The 18,412-nt window shown below is 38.0% G+C and carries 14 protein-coding genes and 2 pseudogenes; 10 read left to right on the forward strand and 6 right to left on the reverse strand.

Going from position 1 to position 18,412, the window contains the following annotated elements; genetic code table 11:
* Positions 1-8: 8 nt before the first annotated feature.
* Positions 9-572 (reverse strand): annotated as a pseudogene (locus ABID23_RS01795) (DUF3987 domain-containing protein); the annotation flags it as partial.
* Positions 573-2,218: 1,646 nt separating this feature from the next.
* Here ABID23_RS01795 and ABID23_RS01800 point away from each other — a divergent pair.
* Positions 2,219-2,392 carry a hypothetical protein gene (locus ABID23_RS01800; protein ID WP_354188738.1) on the forward strand — a complete coding sequence of 58 codons (174 nt, stop codon included), beginning with the start codon at positions 2,219-2,221 and terminating at the stop codon, positions 2,390-2,392.
* A gap of 110 nt (positions 2,393-2,502) precedes the next feature.
* Positions 2,503-3,810, forward strand: coding sequence for an MATE family efflux transporter (locus tag ABID23_RS01805; protein WP_354188740.1), 1,308 nt, complete (start codon positions 2,503-2,505; stop codon positions 3,808-3,810).
* 169 nt (positions 3,811-3,979) lie between these two features.
* Here ABID23_RS01805 and ABID23_RS01810 read toward each other — a convergent pair whose 3' ends face one another.
* From ABID23_RS01810 to rhuM (ABID23_RS01820), 3 genes and pseudogenes are all read right to left on the reverse strand, one after another.
* Positions 3,980-4,165, reverse strand: a complete 186-nt coding sequence (locus tag ABID23_RS01810) for a RhuM (RefSeq protein ID WP_354188742.1) — start codon at positions 4,163-4,165, stop codon at positions 3,980-3,982.
* 23 nt (positions 4,166-4,188) lie between these two features.
* Positions 4,189-4,320, reverse strand: a pseudogene (gene rhuM / locus ABID23_RS01815) (RhuM family protein); the annotation flags it as partial.
* A gap of 190 nt (positions 4,321-4,510) precedes the next feature.
* A complete protein-coding gene (gene rhuM / locus ABID23_RS01820) occupies positions 4,511-4,867 on the reverse strand; it encodes a RhuM family protein (RefSeq protein WP_354188744.1) in 357 nt (118 codons plus the stop codon).
* Positions 4,868-5,321: 454 nt separating this feature from the next.
* Here rhuM (ABID23_RS01820) and ABID23_RS01825 point away from each other — a divergent pair, with 454 nt between their 5' ends.
* From ABID23_RS01825 to edd, 5 genes are all read left to right on the forward strand, one after another.
* A complete protein-coding gene (locus ABID23_RS01825; RefSeq protein WP_354188746.1) occupies positions 5,322-6,746 on the forward strand; it encodes a glutamine synthetase family protein in 1,425 nt (474 codons plus the stop codon).
* 11 nt (positions 6,747-6,757) lie between these two features.
* Positions 6,758-8,038: an NAD(P)/FAD-dependent oxidoreductase gene (locus ABID23_RS01830; RefSeq protein ID WP_354188748.1), complete on the forward strand. Its 1,281-nt coding sequence runs from the start codon at positions 6,758-6,760 to the stop codon at positions 8,036-8,038.
* 117 nt (positions 8,039-8,155) lie between these two features.
* Positions 8,156-9,640: a glucose-6-phosphate dehydrogenase gene (gene zwf / locus ABID23_RS01835; RefSeq protein WP_354188750.1), complete on the forward strand. Its 1,485-nt coding sequence runs from the start codon at positions 8,156-8,158 to the stop codon at positions 9,638-9,640.
* A gap of 2 nt (positions 9,641-9,642) precedes the next feature.
* Positions 9,643-10,419: a 6-phosphogluconolactonase gene (gene pgl, locus ABID23_RS01840; RefSeq protein WP_354188752.1), complete on the forward strand. Its 777-nt coding sequence runs from the start codon at positions 9,643-9,645 to the stop codon at positions 10,417-10,419.
* 28 nt (positions 10,420-10,447) lie between these two features.
* Complete coding sequence (gene edd, locus ABID23_RS01845) at positions 10,448-12,271, forward strand: phosphogluconate dehydratase (protein ID WP_354188754.1); 1,824 nt, start codon at positions 10,448-10,450, stop codon at positions 12,269-12,271.
* Between the two features lie 56 nt (positions 12,272-12,327).
* On the opposite strand, the gene folD is transcribed toward edd, so the two are convergent.
* Complete coding sequence (gene folD / locus ABID23_RS01850; protein ID WP_354188756.1) at positions 12,328-13,227, reverse strand: bifunctional methylenetetrahydrofolate dehydrogenase/methenyltetrahydrofolate cyclohydrolase FolD; 900 nt, start codon at positions 13,225-13,227, stop codon at positions 12,328-12,330.
* Between the two features lie 318 nt (positions 13,228-13,545).
* Between folD and ABID23_RS01855 the strand changes: the two genes are divergently transcribed.
* A complete protein-coding gene (locus ABID23_RS01855) occupies positions 13,546-15,426 on the forward strand; it encodes an AsmA family protein (protein WP_354188758.1) in 1,881 nt (626 codons plus the stop codon).
* A 34-nt stretch (positions 15,427-15,460) separates the two neighbouring features.
* On the opposite strand, the gene ABID23_RS01860 is transcribed toward ABID23_RS01855, so the two are convergent.
* The gene (locus tag ABID23_RS01860; protein ID WP_354188760.1) at positions 15,461-15,622 is read right to left on the reverse strand and encodes a hypothetical protein; all 162 of its coding nucleotides are present in this window, start codon (positions 15,620-15,622) and stop codon (positions 15,461-15,463) included.
* 201 nt (positions 15,623-15,823) lie between these two features.
* On the opposite strand from ABID23_RS01860, the gene ABID23_RS01865 reads away from it, so the two are divergent.
* The gene (locus ABID23_RS01865; RefSeq protein WP_354188762.1) at positions 15,824-16,567 is read left to right on the forward strand and encodes a 16S rRNA (uracil(1498)-N(3))-methyltransferase; all 744 of its coding nucleotides are present in this window, start codon (positions 15,824-15,826) and stop codon (positions 16,565-16,567) included.
* Positions 16,568-16,635: 68 nt separating this feature from the next.
* Positions 16,636-18,009 (forward strand): glutamate--cysteine ligase, encoded by a 1,374-nt coding sequence (locus ABID23_RS01870; RefSeq protein ID WP_354188764.1) that lies wholly within the window; start codon positions 16,636-16,638, stop codon positions 18,007-18,009.
* Positions 18,010-18,412 lie beyond the last annotated feature (403 nt).

Consider the following 18,412-nt stretch of genomic DNA (forward strand, 5'->3'; position numbering starts at 1 on the left):
CAATATATTCTATTTATAGAACTGTCATCTTCCTCACTTGCTTTGTGTTCAAGAGCTTGTGAAAGCAGAGCAAGAGCTTGTTCTTCGTCTTGATCTTTGAGTGCTTTATAGGCTTGTTTTTTTCTTCTTTACCCACTCTTGATGCCATTCTTCTTGAAAGACATGGAGAGGTTCTAAAGCAGCGTCCATGGTATCTGTTTTCATGGTTGAAGGTTCCCCTACAATGGCACCCCAGAGATTAGGAACAATTTTCCAGTTGGCATGTTGTTTTGAGGCAACTCGCACGTCATTACCAATGACAGCAGCCAAGGCACATAAAGCAGAGACAGCAACAAAATCGAGAGAAGATTGTTGGCACTCAACAACGTCATAAATATAGCGACTTAAGACCAATGGAACTTGTGTAGCGTGAAAGGGGTCGACGGGTAAAAGAGCCGTATCAATTGGTTTTATTTCGCCCAACCATTTTGGTGCAATGCGACTTCATAAGGAATGGCTTCTAAACAAGTATTTTCGTTTAAAGAAACATTTTGATTGTTGGTATCTACAATATTGTTTTTATCTTCCATCATTTATTTGTACCTTTCAGTATTAAAAAGTCGTTGAAATCTAGACCGTAGGGGGCTTGCATCATAAAAACCTCAAAGCCTTGTCTATATGCGCGTTTTTAAGCACAAGAGTGTTTATCAGGTTGTAATTTTACTGCGTTTATTTAAGGTCGCGTCACGAGATGAATTCTGTGCTTTTGAATGGAAATCAACCCTATTGTATTTTTGCTGATCCATAGAAGTGTATTTACCTTAATAGCTGAGATTAAAAAAGCTTTCGTTTTCGGTTATTAATGCAGGATATTTAGGGCGTTTGGGAGTCATAAGTTCAATGTTTTTTCTAGATTCCGATTTTGGTTTTGATGTGTTTGTTAAAAATATGGATACAGAACGCGGTAGGTTAAAATTTACTATAAATAAAAGCTATCAGTTTTTTTTACGGCTCTTTAAATTATTTTGTTTCCTTTATTTGTGCTTATGAAGGAATTCAATAGTCATGTGTGACTTCTGTTTTCTTCATCATAAAAGATTGTTTATTAATCCTGATACTTATGAAGTTTCAGGATACGATGACATAAGTGATAGAATTTTATGAGAAGATAATAATACTTCCCCATTTCAAGATAAGTTACATGAGTTTGATATGGTGGCAGAATATTATATGACTTCATGAAAAGTTGATCGCTTAAATTTTACTCGATGATATCGTTCATAATCTTTTGATAGCTGGAAGCTATAGAGAATCCCTCAATATTGGATGGGGAATTGGAATATATTCAAGAGTTTTGGAATGTTACTGGCATATAGTCGTGGGTATAGCTGCCAATCAAAGGACGTTAGATAGGGCATGAAAATTAGGAGGAGTCATTGAAGATTAAAAAATTGATATTAATGAATATAAGACCGATATGTTATTAATTGTATCGTTTTGTCGCTTGTACTTGATCATATTGATGTGATGAGTATCAAAAATGTATAGAGAAAAGGGCAATGCTAGTGCAACGAGGTGCAAAGATTCTGTGTACTTTTTCTAATTTTAATGAAAGCTTCTTGTGTTTCTAGCATTGATACAGAAATGATCTTAAAAAATATTTTTACGAAGGTAAGTTAATTAAAAACATCTTGATATAAAGGGTAGCTTGATGTTCTACTTATACGTCTTATAAGAGAACATTATCAAGTTATATGAATGTTTTTTTAGAATATGGTTTTGTTTTGAAGAAAACTGTAAAGCCATAACATCCAGATCGGCTGCAGGGGGGCATGAATGCTTTAGATTCGATTGGGAGAATGATTATTTTTTTAAGAGGGCGATCATTCATATGAGTCCGATAGCTTGGCTCTTTAGGTTTTATAATTTTGATATGGTGCAGTTATAGGATGCTGTGTGAGCGCTCAAGGATACTCTTGTGTTTATAAAATATCGTGTGTTGGCTGTTGAACTAAAGTTTCATAATTTTAGATTATCGTGATGGGGCGTGGAGGTGCCTGTTTGTATCGTAAATGCTCTTTTTTAATTTGTTTATATCCACAATGAATTGTAAAAATATTGGTATCTGTGTTCTCTGATAACTCGATCGTCTTTGTTTTTTAACGTGTGTAAGTGGCGAGTAAGAGAAGGTTAGCACTGATGTATGACTTGCAGTACCAAAAAGTTTTATTGAAAATGGATGTGCAAGACGAACAAATGCTTGGCTGAGCATATTTCATTAATGACTGTATCTGTTTGGGGGCATTTTGCTGTACAAAAAATGCATGGCATAAAGTTCCAAAAAACGAACAAAGATGCATTACACTTTTTAGAATTAGGAATCTCCTCTGATCTTAATGAGCTTTCATTATGAGTCCTTGACGTAAAATTTGCGATGGAAAGATTTTACGGAAAAATCAATGTGTTTTATTTAAAAAGAATTTGAGCTTAATACGCGTTTCAATATGGAAGGGATATTTCACAATGTTTGTTGTGATGAAGCGATTACTCTCTCTTGGTATACCACTGGCTGTTGGGTTTATTTCTCAGATGATGATTTCTTTTACAGATGCTGCGCTTGTGGCACATTTAGGTGTTCAAGCTTTAAGTGGTACAATGTTGGCTCTGAGTCTGTTTAGTTTTGTGATGTTGTTAGGGTTAGGTATTATTACCGCGGTTGCACCAAAACTTGCGGAAAGTTTTCGCAAACAAGATAGAGATGCATTGAAGGCATGGTTTGATCAAGGAATATGGCTTTCCCTTTTGATTGGAATAATAAGTGCAATCATTTTACTCAATACGAGGAATATTTTATGTCTTCTCGGCCAAGCTGCTATAGGGGTAGTGTTTTTTTATCTTTATGTAAATAGCCGTGGATTACTGTCAGCAATTGGTCATCCAAAGCCCTTAACTTGGATTATGCTTGCCGCTATTCCTGTAAATTTTTTCATCTCTTGGCTGCTTATTTTTGGTATAGGTCCTGCAAGCGGATTTGGTGTCTTTGGTGCTGGAATTGCGAGTAGTTTGATCCGTATTTTGATTGTTATGGCAGTAGCAATAATTCTGTCCCGCAATTCTACTTTTAGTTCCTTTCACTTTAATTATTTAAGACCAAAGTTAGAAATTTCACGAATAATACAATTACTGTTCATAGGACTTCCCATTGGTATCCGTATTCTTATTGCGGAGGGCTTTCCTTCAGTCATTGCCTTCATGATTACAGCTTTTGGGGTCGAAGCTTTGGCTGCGCATACGATTGGAATGCGTCTTGATATGCTTATTTCTGTGGTAGCTTTGGGGATTTCCAGCGCAGCTGCGACCATAGCAGCGTGGTATCAAGCCGATCGGAATCATATGGCTCTAAAACAGTTACGTATGAATGTCACAATTTTTGCTATAGCTTATGTCTTGTTTTTATCAGGGGGTGTTTATTTTTCTTATGAATTCATTCTTTCAATCATCTTTGACATTTCTTCAGTCCACGTTATTGTTTTCTCTTGGGAGTTGCTTCCGTTTATCTTATTGTCTTTTGCTTTTGGCACTTTAGGAGCCATGCTCAATGGCATACTTGTGGGTTTGCTTGATACATTTTGGCCAACAATTGTTGTAACAATAAGCTACTGGGGGATAGGCTTATTTGGGGGAGCTCTCATGGCACATTTTTTTGAATATGGCTTTATTGGTTATTGGCTTGGTATGATTGGAGCAAGCTTAATTGTTTCTATCTTTAATTATATGCGCGTGGGTTATTTAATAAAATGCAAGCCTATGTTTGGGGTCGGGGGTGATTGAGGTGGAAATTAGACGTTGGCAACCATAAATTGTGGATTGTTAGCCTGTGCTAAGAGTTGTTGTCTTGTGCATATACACATTTGTGGAAAGTACTGCGATTTAACATCTTAGAAGCCTTGGTATACTGGGCTTAAGAAAGCTGTATTCAAGCACATCACGAGTTTCGTTATTATTTTTTACACTTAGGTTTTTGAAGGGTTTTCATTTCTTTATCAAAATCAGATTCAAATAATTTATCCTGAATGATGCGGTATTTTTCAAATTCAGTTTCAGCATGTGTTTTGGCAATCTTTGCTGCAATGGTTCCCGCATTTTGTAAAATATTTCGCTGATCAAGCTCAAGGAGCTTATCCAATTGTTTTGCCTAATCTTTCGTAGTCATTGGTATTTTTGCGTTGCACAGCTCTCTGTTAAATCAAGATAAGTATGAATAATTAAGTTAAGCTGTTTAAGTTTATCTTGTATTAAGTTGTTTTTAGCAATTGTAACATCGGTTTTTACAATTTTACCATGTGGAAAATTCTCTCACATTGCTAAGCCTATATGTTTTTTGCTGTCTGTTCACTTATGAACCAGTTCAGCTGCTGTGTGTTCGTGCACAGTGAAATGAAATTTATTCTGAACTTTTGTGAAAAACGCGCGGCGTCGTTGGCGTATCTTTGTTATAATCCATACTGGTTGTATAAGTATCTGTAATTTTTTAATAAAAATGCCGTTTACTAAGGCGAAATTTTCTTATTTCAGTGCGTAAATGTTCGAAATAACCTTCCTTAAACGTCAGCCTGTTTTCAAGGCGCTTTTTATCTATGATATAGTCTCTCATTGCAAAATCACGTAACATTTGTGTTGCCCATTTTTGAAATTGTGTTGCGCGTTTTGAGTTAACCCGATATCCAACAGTAATCATGGCGTCTAGATGATAAAATTGAGTATTATAATTTTTACCGTCAGAAGCAGTTATCCCGAAAATCCGGATAACTGAGTTTTTATTTAATTCTTGAGGTTCAAATATATTTTTTAAATGTTCGCTGATTGTATGGACATTTACGCTGAACAACTCTGTTATAAGCTTTTGACTAAGCCAGATTGTACCATTTTCATAGCGAACTTCGATGCCATTTTCACTAGCTTTTTGAGTAAAAATCAGAAATTCAGCAGTGCTATTGTGGATGATTCATTTTTAGGCGGCATCTAATACCTTCTTAAAAAGCGCTTTTTGCTTATGAATGTTACGAATTTTCTGTTGGCTGTCCAATGATATTGGTAAGACAGCTAAGGGTAATGATCATGATCGTTTTTGCTGTTTATATCAGAAGAACGCGAGCACCGATATACTGCGTACAATACCATTTTTCACTATATTTGATATGATAAGCAGCTTATAATGGTGATGAGGTTTATGTTATCTTGAGAGCGGGGCTTTAAAATAAAGGTGATAAATTTTTTGTGATATTCATTGCAAAATTATATCATAAAGGTGATGTGTAATTGTTTTTTTAAGTTGATATGTTATGGCTGTAAAAAAGAGTAAAGTAAAAAAAAAGAGTTCTAAGTCTATTTCTGGCTTTCTTGAAAATTTACGTGGTGTAAATAATTGGGAGCAAGTTTCACAGTGGCTTGCTTTCCGTAATGTAGAGGATATTGAATGTATTACCCCTGACCAAGCGGGTGTGCCGCGTGGCAAGATGATGCTTTCTAAAAAATTTACATCAGAAACATCACTTGCATTGCCTTCAGCGGTTTTTGTTGCAACAATTTCGGGAGATTATCCTGAAGATGGTCATGGTTTTGAATATCCAAAAGCCGATGGTGATCTGCGTCTTGAACCTGATCTTTCTACATTAAGCATTGTACCATGGGAAGAAGCTCCTACTGCACAAGTCATTTGTGATCTTGTGTATCAGAATGGGCAGGTTGTCGATTATACACCACGAAATGTTTTGCGAAAAGTGGTTCATTTTTATACAAAAATGGGGTTAAAGCCGGTTGTTTCACCAGAAATTGAGTTTTATCTTGTCCAGAAAAACCCTGATCCTGATTATCCTTTAGTTCCTCCTGTTGGTCGCTCTGGACGCTCAATTGGTGGAGGACAGGGATATTCGATTGCCGGTGTGAATGAATTTGATGAGTTTATCGATGATATTTATCATTTTTCAGAAGCGCAAGGGTTGGAGATTGATACACTTATTCATGAGGAAGGTGCTGGGCAATTTGAAATTAATTTACGTCATGGTGATCCAATCGAGTTAGCTGATCAGGTTTTTATGTTTAAGCGAACAATACGTGAAGCAGCACTTAAACATGATATGTATGCAACTTTTATGGCGAAGCCTATTCAAGGGCAACCAGGTTCTGCTATGCATATTCACCAATCCGTTGTTGATAAGAAAACAGGCATGAATATTTTTACACAAAAAGATGGTGAGGAAAGCGTTTGTTTTCGCCATTTTATTGGTGGATTACAAAGGCATATGGCTGGGGCGCTTGTGATGCTTGCCCCTTATGTCAATTCCTATCGACGTCTTATGCCGGATATTTCAGCACCTGTTAATTTACGGTGGGGGTATGATAATCGTACGACGGCTTTTCGTGTTCCTCGCTCTTCCCCACAAGCACGGCGTGTTGAAAATAGACTCCCTTCGTCAGATGCTAATCCTTATTTGGCTCTTGCGGCTTCTTTAGCTTGTGGTCTCATCGGTTTGCAGAATAAGCTTGAACCCGATGAGCCGACAACAAATAATGTGAATGCTGATGAGATTGAATTACCACGCGGTCTCATTGAAGCCGTCAACTTATTTGAACAAGATACAGCAATACGTGTTATTCTAGGAGATGTATTTGTCAGTACTTATGCTGCGATTAAACGACAAGAATTTGAAACTTTTATGGAAGTGATTAGTCCGTGGGAGCGCGAATATCTCTTGCTTAATGTTTGAGGATGATCACGATGATTGATCATAATCTTATTTCTCCAGGAATTTCTTGGTATGAAGATGCTTTAGCAGAACGTCCCTCTTATCCGTTGTTTGACGGACAGAGGGAGTGTGATGTGGTTATTATTGGAGGGGGGTTTACCGGCCTTTCTGCTGCTTATTATTTGGTGAAGGCTGGAGTGCGCGTTGTTTTGTTGGATGCTTCACGTTTTGGTGATGGTGCTTCAGGGCGCAATGGTGGACAATTGGGAACGGGGCAACGACAGTGGGTAGAAACACTAGAGAAAAAATATGGTTTTGAGCGAAGTAAGGGATTGTTTGATTTGGCTGAAGAAGCCAAAAGAGATATTTTATCTTTGTGTGCGATGCCTGAATGCTGTGACTTTATGGCAGGACAGCTTTCCGTTACCCATAAAAAACGTGAGCTGGCATCTTATCAACGACATATAGAAACGATGCAACGTTATGGCTATCATGCCCTTACTTTTATGGACAAGGACGAAACAGCTAAGCGGCTTGGTTCATCTTTTTATTGTGGTGGTTTTTATGATGCGGATACAGGGCATATTAATCCTTTAAAGTTGATTGTATCGTTGGCAAAAAGAGCAAAAAATGCTGGTGCGAAGCTTTATGAAAAGACAAAAGTTATGTCAGTGGAGCGTAGCGGTTGCTCTTGGGAGGTGATAACAGAATATGGAAATATAAAGACTGAGCATGTTTTATTGGCAACCAATGCGTATAAACTTGGACTTCAGCATTTTGTTGAAAAAAAAATTTTTTCTATCCGTTCTTATATTGGAGCAACAGAACCTTTATCGGAGGATAGTCCAATTTTGCGGGGAGGTGAAGCGGTTGATGATTCTCGTTTTATGGTTCGCTATTTTCGCAAAAGTATGGATAATCGTTTATTATTTGGTGGGGTCGAAAGTTACGACAATCAGTATCCTGCAAATTTGAATGAGCGTATACGACAACAGATTGTTGAAATCTATCCTCATTTACACTTTATAAAACTCACGCATCGTTGGGGGGCAACGGTTGCCATTACGGTTGAACGTTTGCCTTATGTTCGCCAACTTTCTCCAGGTATAACTTATTGTGGTGGTTATTCAGGGCATGGCGTTATGCTGGCTCCTTTTATGGGAAAATTATATGCTGAGCGGCTGACTGGGAAGCATGAGCGTTTTGCATATTTTCAAGATTTAAAGATTTCGTCGTTTCCAGGTGGAAGAGTTTTGCGTTATCCGCTTATTTTTTTAGCAATGCGTTGGTTTTCTTTAATGGATCATTTTTAATCAAAGATTATTTGGAAGGTAGAAAATTAATGGCTTGTTTAGTATCTATCTGCTTTAATGATTGGGGCATTTATAAATTGTTTGAATTTTATAATAAATGGGTAGATAGACAAGTGCATGGTTAGTCAAATTATTCCAGTCTCTCCCTTTGATTGTATCGTTTTTGGTGGTAATGGCGATTTAGCATCACGCAAGCTTTTACCTGCTCTCTATCACTGTCAATGTGTTGGGCAAATGAGTGAACCAACGCGTATTATTGGGGTTTCACGTTCTTCATGGAGTCGTGAAGAATATCAAAATTTTGTTCGTTCTTCTTTAGAGAAGTATGTTCATTCAAAAGATCTTAACCCAATTGAGCTTAATCGTTTTCTTACACATTTAACTTATGTTTCTGTTGATGTGACTTCAAATCGAGGATGGCAGGATCTTGCTCTTCTTTTATCAAAAGATCCAGCTGATATTCGCACTTTTTATTTAGCGGTTGGTTCGTCACTCTTTGGTCATATCACCACGAAGCTGGGACAAAATGATTTGGTGACAAAAAAAACACGGATTATTATTGAAAAACCTATCGGATATAACCTAAAAACAGCTGTTGAACTCAATGATATTTTTGCAGAAGTATTTGATGAAGATCAAATTTTTCGTATTGATCATTACCTTGGTAAGGAGACTGTTCAAAACTTGATGGCATTACGGTTTGTGAATACATTTTATGAACCGTTATGGAATTCTAATTATATTGATCATGTGCAGATAACAGTTGCTGAATCTTTAGGCTTGGAGGGGCGTGCAGAGTATTATGAGAATACAGGTGCATTGCGTGATATGGTACAAAACCATATGCTGCAATTGCTTTGTTTGGTGGCTATGGAAATACCATTTATCAATAAGGCAAATGCTGTGCGCGATGAAAAATTGAAAGTTTTGTATTCTTTAGCGCCTATTGATCTTCATAATGTAGAAAAGCATACTGTGCGTGGACAGTATCTTTCTGGTACATTGGATGGCGTTTCTGTAGGATCTTATCTTGATGACTTGAGCAAAAAAAACAGTGATAGTGAAACATTTGTGGCGCTTAAGGTGAAGATTAATAACTGGCGTTGGGCAGATACACCTTTTTATTTGCGCACTGGTAAGCGTATGTCCACACGGATGTCTGAAATAGTTGTTGTTTTTAAACCTATTCCCCATAATATTTTTGAGACGGATTCGGATGAAATTTTTTCTAATCGTCTTGTTATTCGTCTCCAGCCTGATGAAGGTGTAAAACAATGGTTGATGATTAAGGATCCTGGGCCTGGTGGTATGCGATTTTGTCATATTCCATTAGATATGCGTTTCGCATCTGCATTTTCTCAGCGTAATCCTGATGCTTATGAACGCTTATTGATGGATGTTATTCGTGGAGATCAAACTCTCTTTATGCGTCGTGATGAAGTTGAAGCTGCTTGGCGTTGGATTGATCCTATTCTTGATGGGTGGCAGGCAATAAATCAACCTATTTACGGATATCGTGCTGGGTCGTGGGGGCCATCTGCTTCGACACTTTTAATGGAATGTGATGGACGTATATGGAATAACTTAGTTTTAGAGCAATAAGTATGCATGGAATGAATATTGATCGTTTAAATTTTGAAACGCCTAAAAATCTTGCTTTGGCATTGGCTGATCGCGTTGCAGCAGAGCTGAGTATTGCTGTTCTTGAGCGTAAACGTGCGACTTTAGCAGTTTCTGGTGGGACAACACCGAAGTTGTTTTTTCATTATTTATCAAAAGTTGATATTGATTGGCAAAATATTATGATCACTTTGGTTGATGAGCGTTTTGTTCCTGCTCAGCATGAGCGTTCAAATGAGTCTCTGGTCCGGCATCATTTGTTACAAAATTTTGCAGCTAAAGCACAGTTTATAGGGCTTTATCATAAAGCACCGACTGTTGAGCTTGCTGCTTTTTCGGCAGCTAGTCGCATTAATACCTTACCAAGACCATTTGATGTCATTGTTTTAGGAATGGGCGTTGATGGACATACGGCTTCTTTTTTTCCTGATGCGGATCGTTTGAAACAAGCGCTTGATCTTCAAACACAGGCCCTTGTTTTACCACTACATGCAAAAAGTGCTTTTGCGCCAAGACTCACTTTGACTTTACCAGTCATTATACAGTCTCGTTGCATTATTCTTCATTGTGAAGGTTTTCAGAAACGTGATTGTTTTGAAGAGGCTTGTCAGGAGGGATCTGAATTGGAAATGCCTATTCGATCAGTTCTGCGCAATGCTCATCATCTTGTTCAGGTTTATTGGTCACCGACAGAAAATGAAATAGCTGAAGAAGCACATCAAGTGAATAGATTAGATACGCAAAATCTCTCTCATTCATGATAGGGTGTGTAAAAGAAAGGGGGGAAATATGGCACTTTCCAAGACAATTGCTACAGTTACACAAAGAATTCATGAACGTTCTCACCCAACACGAGAAGTTTATTTAGATCGTATTTCTAAAGCGCGAACCAATCGTCCTAAGCGGAGTTTTTTAGGATGTGCTAACCAGGCTCATGATTTCGCGGCTTGCAATCAAATAGATAAAGAACGTTTAAAGCACAATGTCGTTGGAAATATCGGCATTATTACGGCGTATAATGATATATTGTCAGCGCATCAACCTTTTGAGACTTTTCCTCGCTTAATCAAAGAAGCAGCGCGTATGGCGGGTGGCGTTGCACAGGTTGCGGGTGGGGTTCCTGCTATGTGTGATGGTGTAACACAAGGATATGCTGGGATGGAACTTTCTCTTTTTTCACGTGATGTGATTGCTATGGCAACGGCTATAGGACTTTCACATGATGTGTTTGATGCTGCGTTATATCTTGGGGTTTGTGATAAAATTGTCCCTGGTTTAGTGATTGGAGCCCTAACATTTGGTCATTTACCAGGAATTTTTATTCCTGCGGGGCCTATGACAAGTGGTCAAGGTAATGACGAAAAAGCCAAAATGCGCCAGCTTTATGCAGAAAATAAGATAGACCGCCAAGCCTTGTTGGAATCAGAAGCACGCTCTTATCATGGGCCTGGTACTTGTACATTCTATGGGACCGCTAATTCAAATCAGATGATCCTAGAAATGATGGGACTCCACATGCCAGGAAGCTCTTTCGTCAATGCAAATACACCATTGCGTGATGCTTTAACGCGGGAAGCGACGAAGCGTGTGCTTGAAATGACAGATCTTGGCGATGATTATAAACCACTTGGAATGATCGTAGATGAGCGTTCTTTTGTCAATGCTATTGTCGGATTGAATGCGACGGGAGGGTCTACCAATCATGCAATTCATTTAATCGCTATGGCTGCGGCTTGTGGTATTCAATTGACTTGGCACGATATTGCAGAAATTTCATCTGTTGTACCTCTTTTAGTGCGGATTTATCCTAATGGTTTGGCTGATATCAATCATTTTCACGCTGCGGGTGGTATGGGATTTGTGATTCATGAGCTTATTGAAGCAGGATTAGTGCATGAAGATATCTGTACAGTTTTTGGTAAAGATCTTAATGCTTATGCAATTGATGCCAAACTATGCGCTGATGGTCATATTGTACGTGAGCCTGCTCTTAATGAAAGTGGTGATCATAAGATATTAGCAGGGTGGAAAAAACCATTTAAGCCTAATGGTGGTATCCGTGTTTTATCGGGAGATTTGGGGACAGCTATTATTAAAGTTTCAGCTGTTCAGCCTGAGCATTGGCGAATTGAGGCGCCAGTCATTGTCTTTAATGATCAGGAAGAATTGCGAGAAGCTTTTAAATCTGGGGTGTTGGATGATAAAGACTTTATTGCGGTCATTCGCTATCAAGGACCCAAAGCCAATGGTATGCCAGAGCTTCACAAATTAACGACAATTTTAGGTGTTTTACAAGATCGTGGTCAAAAGGTAGCGCTGGTAACAGATGGACGTATGTCAGGTGCATCAGGAAAAGTTCCTGCCGCAATTCATGTAACACCAGAAGCTTTGGATAATGGTCCGATTGCGCGTTTACAAGATGGTGACATCGTTTGTCTTGATATCCGTGTGGGGCAATTAGCACTTTTGGAAGATGTATCAAAATTTAATGCACGAGAAATTATATCTCCTGATCTTTCAAAGAATGAATATGGTGTTGGGCGTGAATTGTTTCATGTTTTTCGCCAATCTGTTAATTGTGCAGATCAGGGGGCGTCTGTTCTTAAGGCGTGAACAAAGTGTGAAAAAACTAAAATGATATTTATGCAATATACGGTGTGTAAAATTTCTTAGAGTTTTAACACGGGGAGATTGTGAGCTCGCGCAGCTGCCTTGAGTGTATTAACCATAAGCATGGCAATGGTCATAGGTCCAACTCCACCGGGAACAGGGGTGATGGCAGCTGCTTTTTCTTTTATTTCTTCAAAGTCGACATCACCGACAAGACGTGTTTTTCCTACACCTTTTTCTGGAGCGGGAATGCGGTTGATACCAACATCAATAATAACAGCACCATTTTTAACCCAGTCTTTTTTTATCATTTGTGGACGCCCCACCGCTGTTACTAAAATATCGGCGCTACGGCATACATCATCAATGTCACGCGTACGGCTGTGAGCGATCGTTACAGTCGCATTTGCTGCTGTTAAGAGGGCTGCCATCGGTTTACCAACAATATTAGAGCGCCCAACGACAACAGCATCAAGGCCAGATAAATCTTGTCCACATTGTTGTTCAATCATTATCATAGCGCCAGCCGGTGTGCAGGGAATGATTGCGTCTTCAAGGTCATTTGCAGCGAGTTTTCCCACATTGATATAATGAAAACCATCAACATCTTTTTGGAAAGTAATCGCTTGTGTTATACGGTTTGTATTTATATGGGGGGGTAAGGGAAGTTGCACTAAAATACCATGGATTTTAGGGGCAGCGTTTAATGTTGCAATCAGTTGAAGGAGCTCTTGTTCAGATGTTTCTTTGGAAACCATATGTTTTATTGAAAAAAAACCACATTCTTCAGCTTTTCTGCTCTTCGATGCGACATATACTTGGCTTGCGGGGTCATCTCCTACAATGATAACAGCAATACCAGGTTGTATATTATAGTGATTGTGGAGTTTTATTGTTTCAGCCTTAACTTTTTCAATAATATCTTCAGCGAGTTTTTTTCCGTCGATAATATGATTCATGAGGGAGATCCTTTCGGGTAGGGCTGTTTATTTTTTTGTAAAGAATTTGCTGACAATAGAGTAGAGTTTTATAGCAATGTTCCTACGAGAACGATAAGAGTGGTTCGATAATATTGATGTATTTTACTGTTTTTAGAAAATATCAAAATAATTGCTTTGTAAAGAATCAGCAACATTGCTGTTCGCATAAACTTTGGATAAAAACAAGAAAAACGAAGTTATTATATCAGATATAGTAAATTTTAGGATTATAAGTTGTTTTTGAACTATCGCTTAGGTTGTTTTGAAACTGCAAGGGTGAAAGTGTAGAGGAATATTGTGTACATTAGAACAATAAAATTTTTAAGCGGAATTTTTATTGCGATTATTTTTTTGTTTGGAGTTGGTATTCTCGCTTTACCTTATCTTGTGTCTACAGATATGATTCGCATTCGTTTAGCGCAGGATTTGAGTGCTTGGACTGGCTATAATGTACAGTTACATGATCCACCACGATTGAATCTTTTTCCTTATCCTAAAGCGTATCTTTCCGGTGTTACTTTAACATCAAAAATGGATAATACTGTACCGTTGATGGAAGCTGAATCGATAGAGGTTGATCTTTCTTTAGTTGATCTTCTTTGGGGAGGGTATGTTTCTTTTTCGGAGACGCGCATTGTACGTCCCCAATTTGTTATGACAAAGCCTATTAAAACAGTCGCAGATTTTTTCGATCGATTTTCACAATCGAAAGGGGCATTAGGACTAGCGATACGTCATGCTCGTGAAATATTGAAACATAATCCTGATCATCCAGATATCGAGCATCTTTTGAAACAGCCTTTTGGGCGTATTGCTATTGAGAATGGTGTTCTTGTGTATCATGATCGTATTTCCAGTGTAGCAGAAAAAATAACAGGCTTAAATGCAACTTTAGATTGGCCCAAATCGACTCAGAAGGCGCAGTTTCGTGCAGATGCCCGCTGGCGTGGAGAGTTAACAAAATTATCAATTGACGCCGATCAAGCGCTGCTCCTTTTAGCAGGAGGGAAAAGCCAGATTAAAGCAAGTCTTAATTCTGTGCGGGGTGCTATCACCTTTATAGGGCAGGTACGGTTGTCTGAATATTATACTTTTGATGGAAAAGTATCGATGCGTTCTCCAAGTTGGAATCAGACATTATCTTGGATTGGAGGCAATCCGTTTTTAGGAGATAGGTTAAAAGTGCCTATTGTGTGGGAATCTCATTTTTCAGTGCAACCTATGCATATCCAAATGAATAATATTACATTTGCAGTGGGGACAGCAAATGCGCGTGGAGCTTTAGAACTTAACTTTCAGGATTATGTACCAGTGGTGATTGGATCTTTAGCATTTGATAATTTAGATTTTAATCTCTTTGGATCAGTGTTTTCTTCTAAAGGGGAGCATCCCTTTTTTGATATGAAAACTTTTGATCGTATTGGGGTGGATGTACGACTTTCTGCACCACAAGCAAAAATAGGGAATATTGATCTCACAAATTTAGCTGCTGCGATACAAATAAGAAATGGGCATGGCATTTTTGATCTCGGTCATGCGAATGTTTTGGGTGGATCGCTTCAAAGTAATATTGAAGTTGTATCGATAGGTAAGAAAGTCCGTATTAAAGGACAGGCTTCAGGGACTTCTGTTGATATACAGGATGCATCGGAGGTTTTAGGAATTGTCCCATTTGCACAAAGCAAAGCGGATTTTACTATGACAGTAGAAACTTTTGCCAGTTCTTGGTCAGAAATTTTAAAAAAAATGCAGGGTGAATTAACCATGAGCATGTTGTCGGGTCAACTCTTAGGATATGATTTAAATGCGTTACAGATACAGCTTTTAAAAAATGAACAATTTGTTTTAACGAGTCATAATAGCCTTTCAACGGCTTTTGATCGCTGGGATATTCAAGCAAGTTTTTCAGATGGTACGGTAAAAATAATAGAATCGCTCATGCAAACGGCAGACTGGAATTTATCTCTTTGGGGCATGATCACATCTCTTAGTAGACAAGATCGGAAAAATGAGTTTACATTGCAGGCACAATTGAGAAACAGCCATAGCTCAGAAACTTTATGTAGAGATGTCCAGTGTCTTGCTAACAGTCTAATGCAGCCTTTTGCCTTTTCTCTTGATTCTCAAGGACAAGATCGTGGCAATTTTCTTGTTATAAAAGATATTCATGCAGATTGAGCATTGTTCTTTATAATTGGCATTTATGAGAGTTTTAGAGATAAGCTTTCTCATATTGAGTTTCAGAAGAAATACCATAGCCATCTCTTGCAATCATATGTTTTCCATCGGCGCCAACAGAGCCAATACCTACAGTAATGAGAATAAACGTTAAAAGAGTCATAATCGTAATAATTGTAGCTTTTTTAGCAGACATGTCTTTCCCCTCATGCACTTAAGGAGTGAATAGTGTTTTTTATAAAGTTCTCGATGAGAAGAATCACTTAGTGTTCTATTTGTTCCACTATTATTTGATAAAATTAAAAAACTCTATACTTCTATAGATATCGTTTTTTCTTTTTGTTATATATTTTCCTTCATTTTTTGATGATTATGGTTAATCTTGGTACAGCTTTTCATGCGCATAAATTATAAACTTAAGAGATTATTTATCCAGCAAGCTCTTACTTTAAATAAAAAAATAAAGATAGATGGGGCTCAAGCTTCCTATCTTATACGTGTTTTGCGGATGCAAGAAGGAGCCGAAATTTTACTTTTTAATGGACAAGATGGCGAATGGCTTGCTAAACTTATTACCGTTAATAGAAAATTTGTTGTGGTTCAGATTCTCACTCAAGAAAGAGTGCAAACGGCGCGTTCAAATCTTACTTATTGCTTTGCTCCACTGAAAAATGCGCGTTTAGATTATATGGTGCAGAAAGCTGTTGAAATGGGGGTATCGGTTTTGCAACCTGTTATGACGCATCACACGCAAGTTACCCGTATCAATATGGCGCGTATGGAAGCTAATGTGATTGAAGCTTCTGAACAATGTGGTATTTTGTCCTTACCTGAATGTATGCCAGCTGTTTCCTTAGAAAAGCTTTTAGAACATTGGGATGAGACAAGACCTTTGTTTTTTTGTGATGAAGCTCATGAGACGCATAATCCATTAGACATTTTAAAAAAATATGAAATGGCAGAATCTGGCGTTCTTATTGGACCAGAAGGTGGATTTAGTGAAGAAGAGCGGTATTTTTTAAAAACAAGATCTTTTGTGGTTCCTATATCTTTGGGGTCGCGTATTTTACGCGCTGATACTGCAGCTGTTGCTGCTTTGGCTCTTTTAAATGTCACTGTGGGAGGTCACTCTCTTCATTAAGAGGTCTATATAATCATATTCAATAATTCCTTTAAAATGATGAAACTGATGATAGGGTACAATAAGTTATGGCGCTTGATATAAGTGATGAAAGTGAAATTGATAACTTAGATTCCTTGGTGAACTATTTCCAAGGGGGATGTAAAGAAGAGTATGATTGGCGTATTGGTACAGAACATGAAAAATTTCCGTTTTATATAGATGGTTTTCGTCCTGTTCCCTATGAAGGCTCAAGGGGTGTTCGCGCACTTTTAGAGGGAATGCAAGAGGCATTAGGGTGGAAACCTGTTGTTGATAGAGGAAATATTATTGGGCTTGTAGGCGCTGTTGATCAAGGTGCCATTTCTTTGGAACCTGGGGGACAATTTGAATTATCCGGTGCTCCGCTCAAAACAATTGGTCATACTTATTGTGAGGTGACAGATCATTTAGCTCTTCTCAAGAAGGTTTCAGAACCACTGGGGATTGGTTTTCTTGGTGTGGGGGCTAGTCCAAAGTGGACTTTGGCTGAAACGCCGCGAATGCCTAAGTCTCGTTATCAGATTATGGCCAATTACATGCCAAAAGTCGGCCATAATGGTCTGAATATGATGTATCAGACATCAACTATTCAAGTGAATCTTGATTTTTCATCTGAAACTGATATGCGGCGAAAAATGCAAGTATCCATGAAGTTGCAATCCGTTGTGACAGCATTATTTGCGAGTTCACCTTTCACGGAAGGGAATCCAAATGGCTTTTTATCTTGGCGCTCGGAAATTTGGCGTAATACTGATAATCATAGGACTGGTGTACTGCCTTTTGTGTTTTCGGAGCGTTTTGGATTTGCAGATTACGTTGAATGGGCACTTGATGTCCCAATGTATTTTGTTGTGCGCGATGGTCGCTATTATGACTGTACGCATATAACTTTTCGTCAGTTTATGAATGGTGCATTAAGAGGGCAGGTTGCAAACTCAACACCTAATATGGGGGATTGGATTAATCATCTCTCCACTTTATTTCCTGAAGTGCGTTTAAAACGATTTTTAGAAATGAGAGGGGCTGATTGTGGCTCTGTGCAGCGTATCTGTGCGTTATCCGCTTTTTGGGTTGGACTTCTTTATGATAGTGAAGCGCTTAATGAAGCAGAATCTTTAACAAAAGATTGGTATTTTGAAGAAGTTTTGGATATGCGCGAACGTGTTCCTAAAGAAGGCTTAAGAACACCTTTTCGTCAGACCATTATTTTAGAAATAGCGCGCCAAGTCGTTGCTATTGCACGCAAAGGTTTGAAAAATCGCAGACAGTATGATGCGGATGGTTTTGATGAGACACGTTTTCTTGCTCCTTTAGAAGAGATCATTGCAATGGGAAAAACAGATGCTGATAAATTTTTATCCCTTTATCATTCTATTTGGAGTGGTGCAGTAGAACCTATCTTTTTAGAATGTGCCTATTAGATTTTAAAGAAAGAACAGCTTTGTATTTCGAACAATCGTACACCATTGTATTGCCAATATATAAATTGTTTGAAAGGTCTTTCATATGGTCCTATTGTCCACCTCTTGATATTGTTTATGGCAGATATAAGGGGAGGGTGTAAGACGCGGTTATTTTTACATGAATACGCATTCATTTTAAGAGTGAGCATCCAGTATCTATTCTTTATTTAAACAGAAGTAAATGCAAAGCTGTTTAATGATTATTTAAAATAAATTTTTAAAAGCAATATAGTCATTGTTGTTTATAAATAAAATCTGTTCTCTCATTAATAGAAAAATAGAAAAGATACAGCTTGTTGTATTTTTTATTAAAAAACTATAAATATCATTTTCTCTTATAAGGAGATTTATATTTACGGTT

The sequence above is a fragment of the Bartonella silvatica genome, assembly GCF_040545155.1.
Classification (GTDB): domain Bacteria; phylum Pseudomonadota; class Alphaproteobacteria; order Rhizobiales; family Rhizobiaceae; genus Bartonella; species Bartonella silvatica.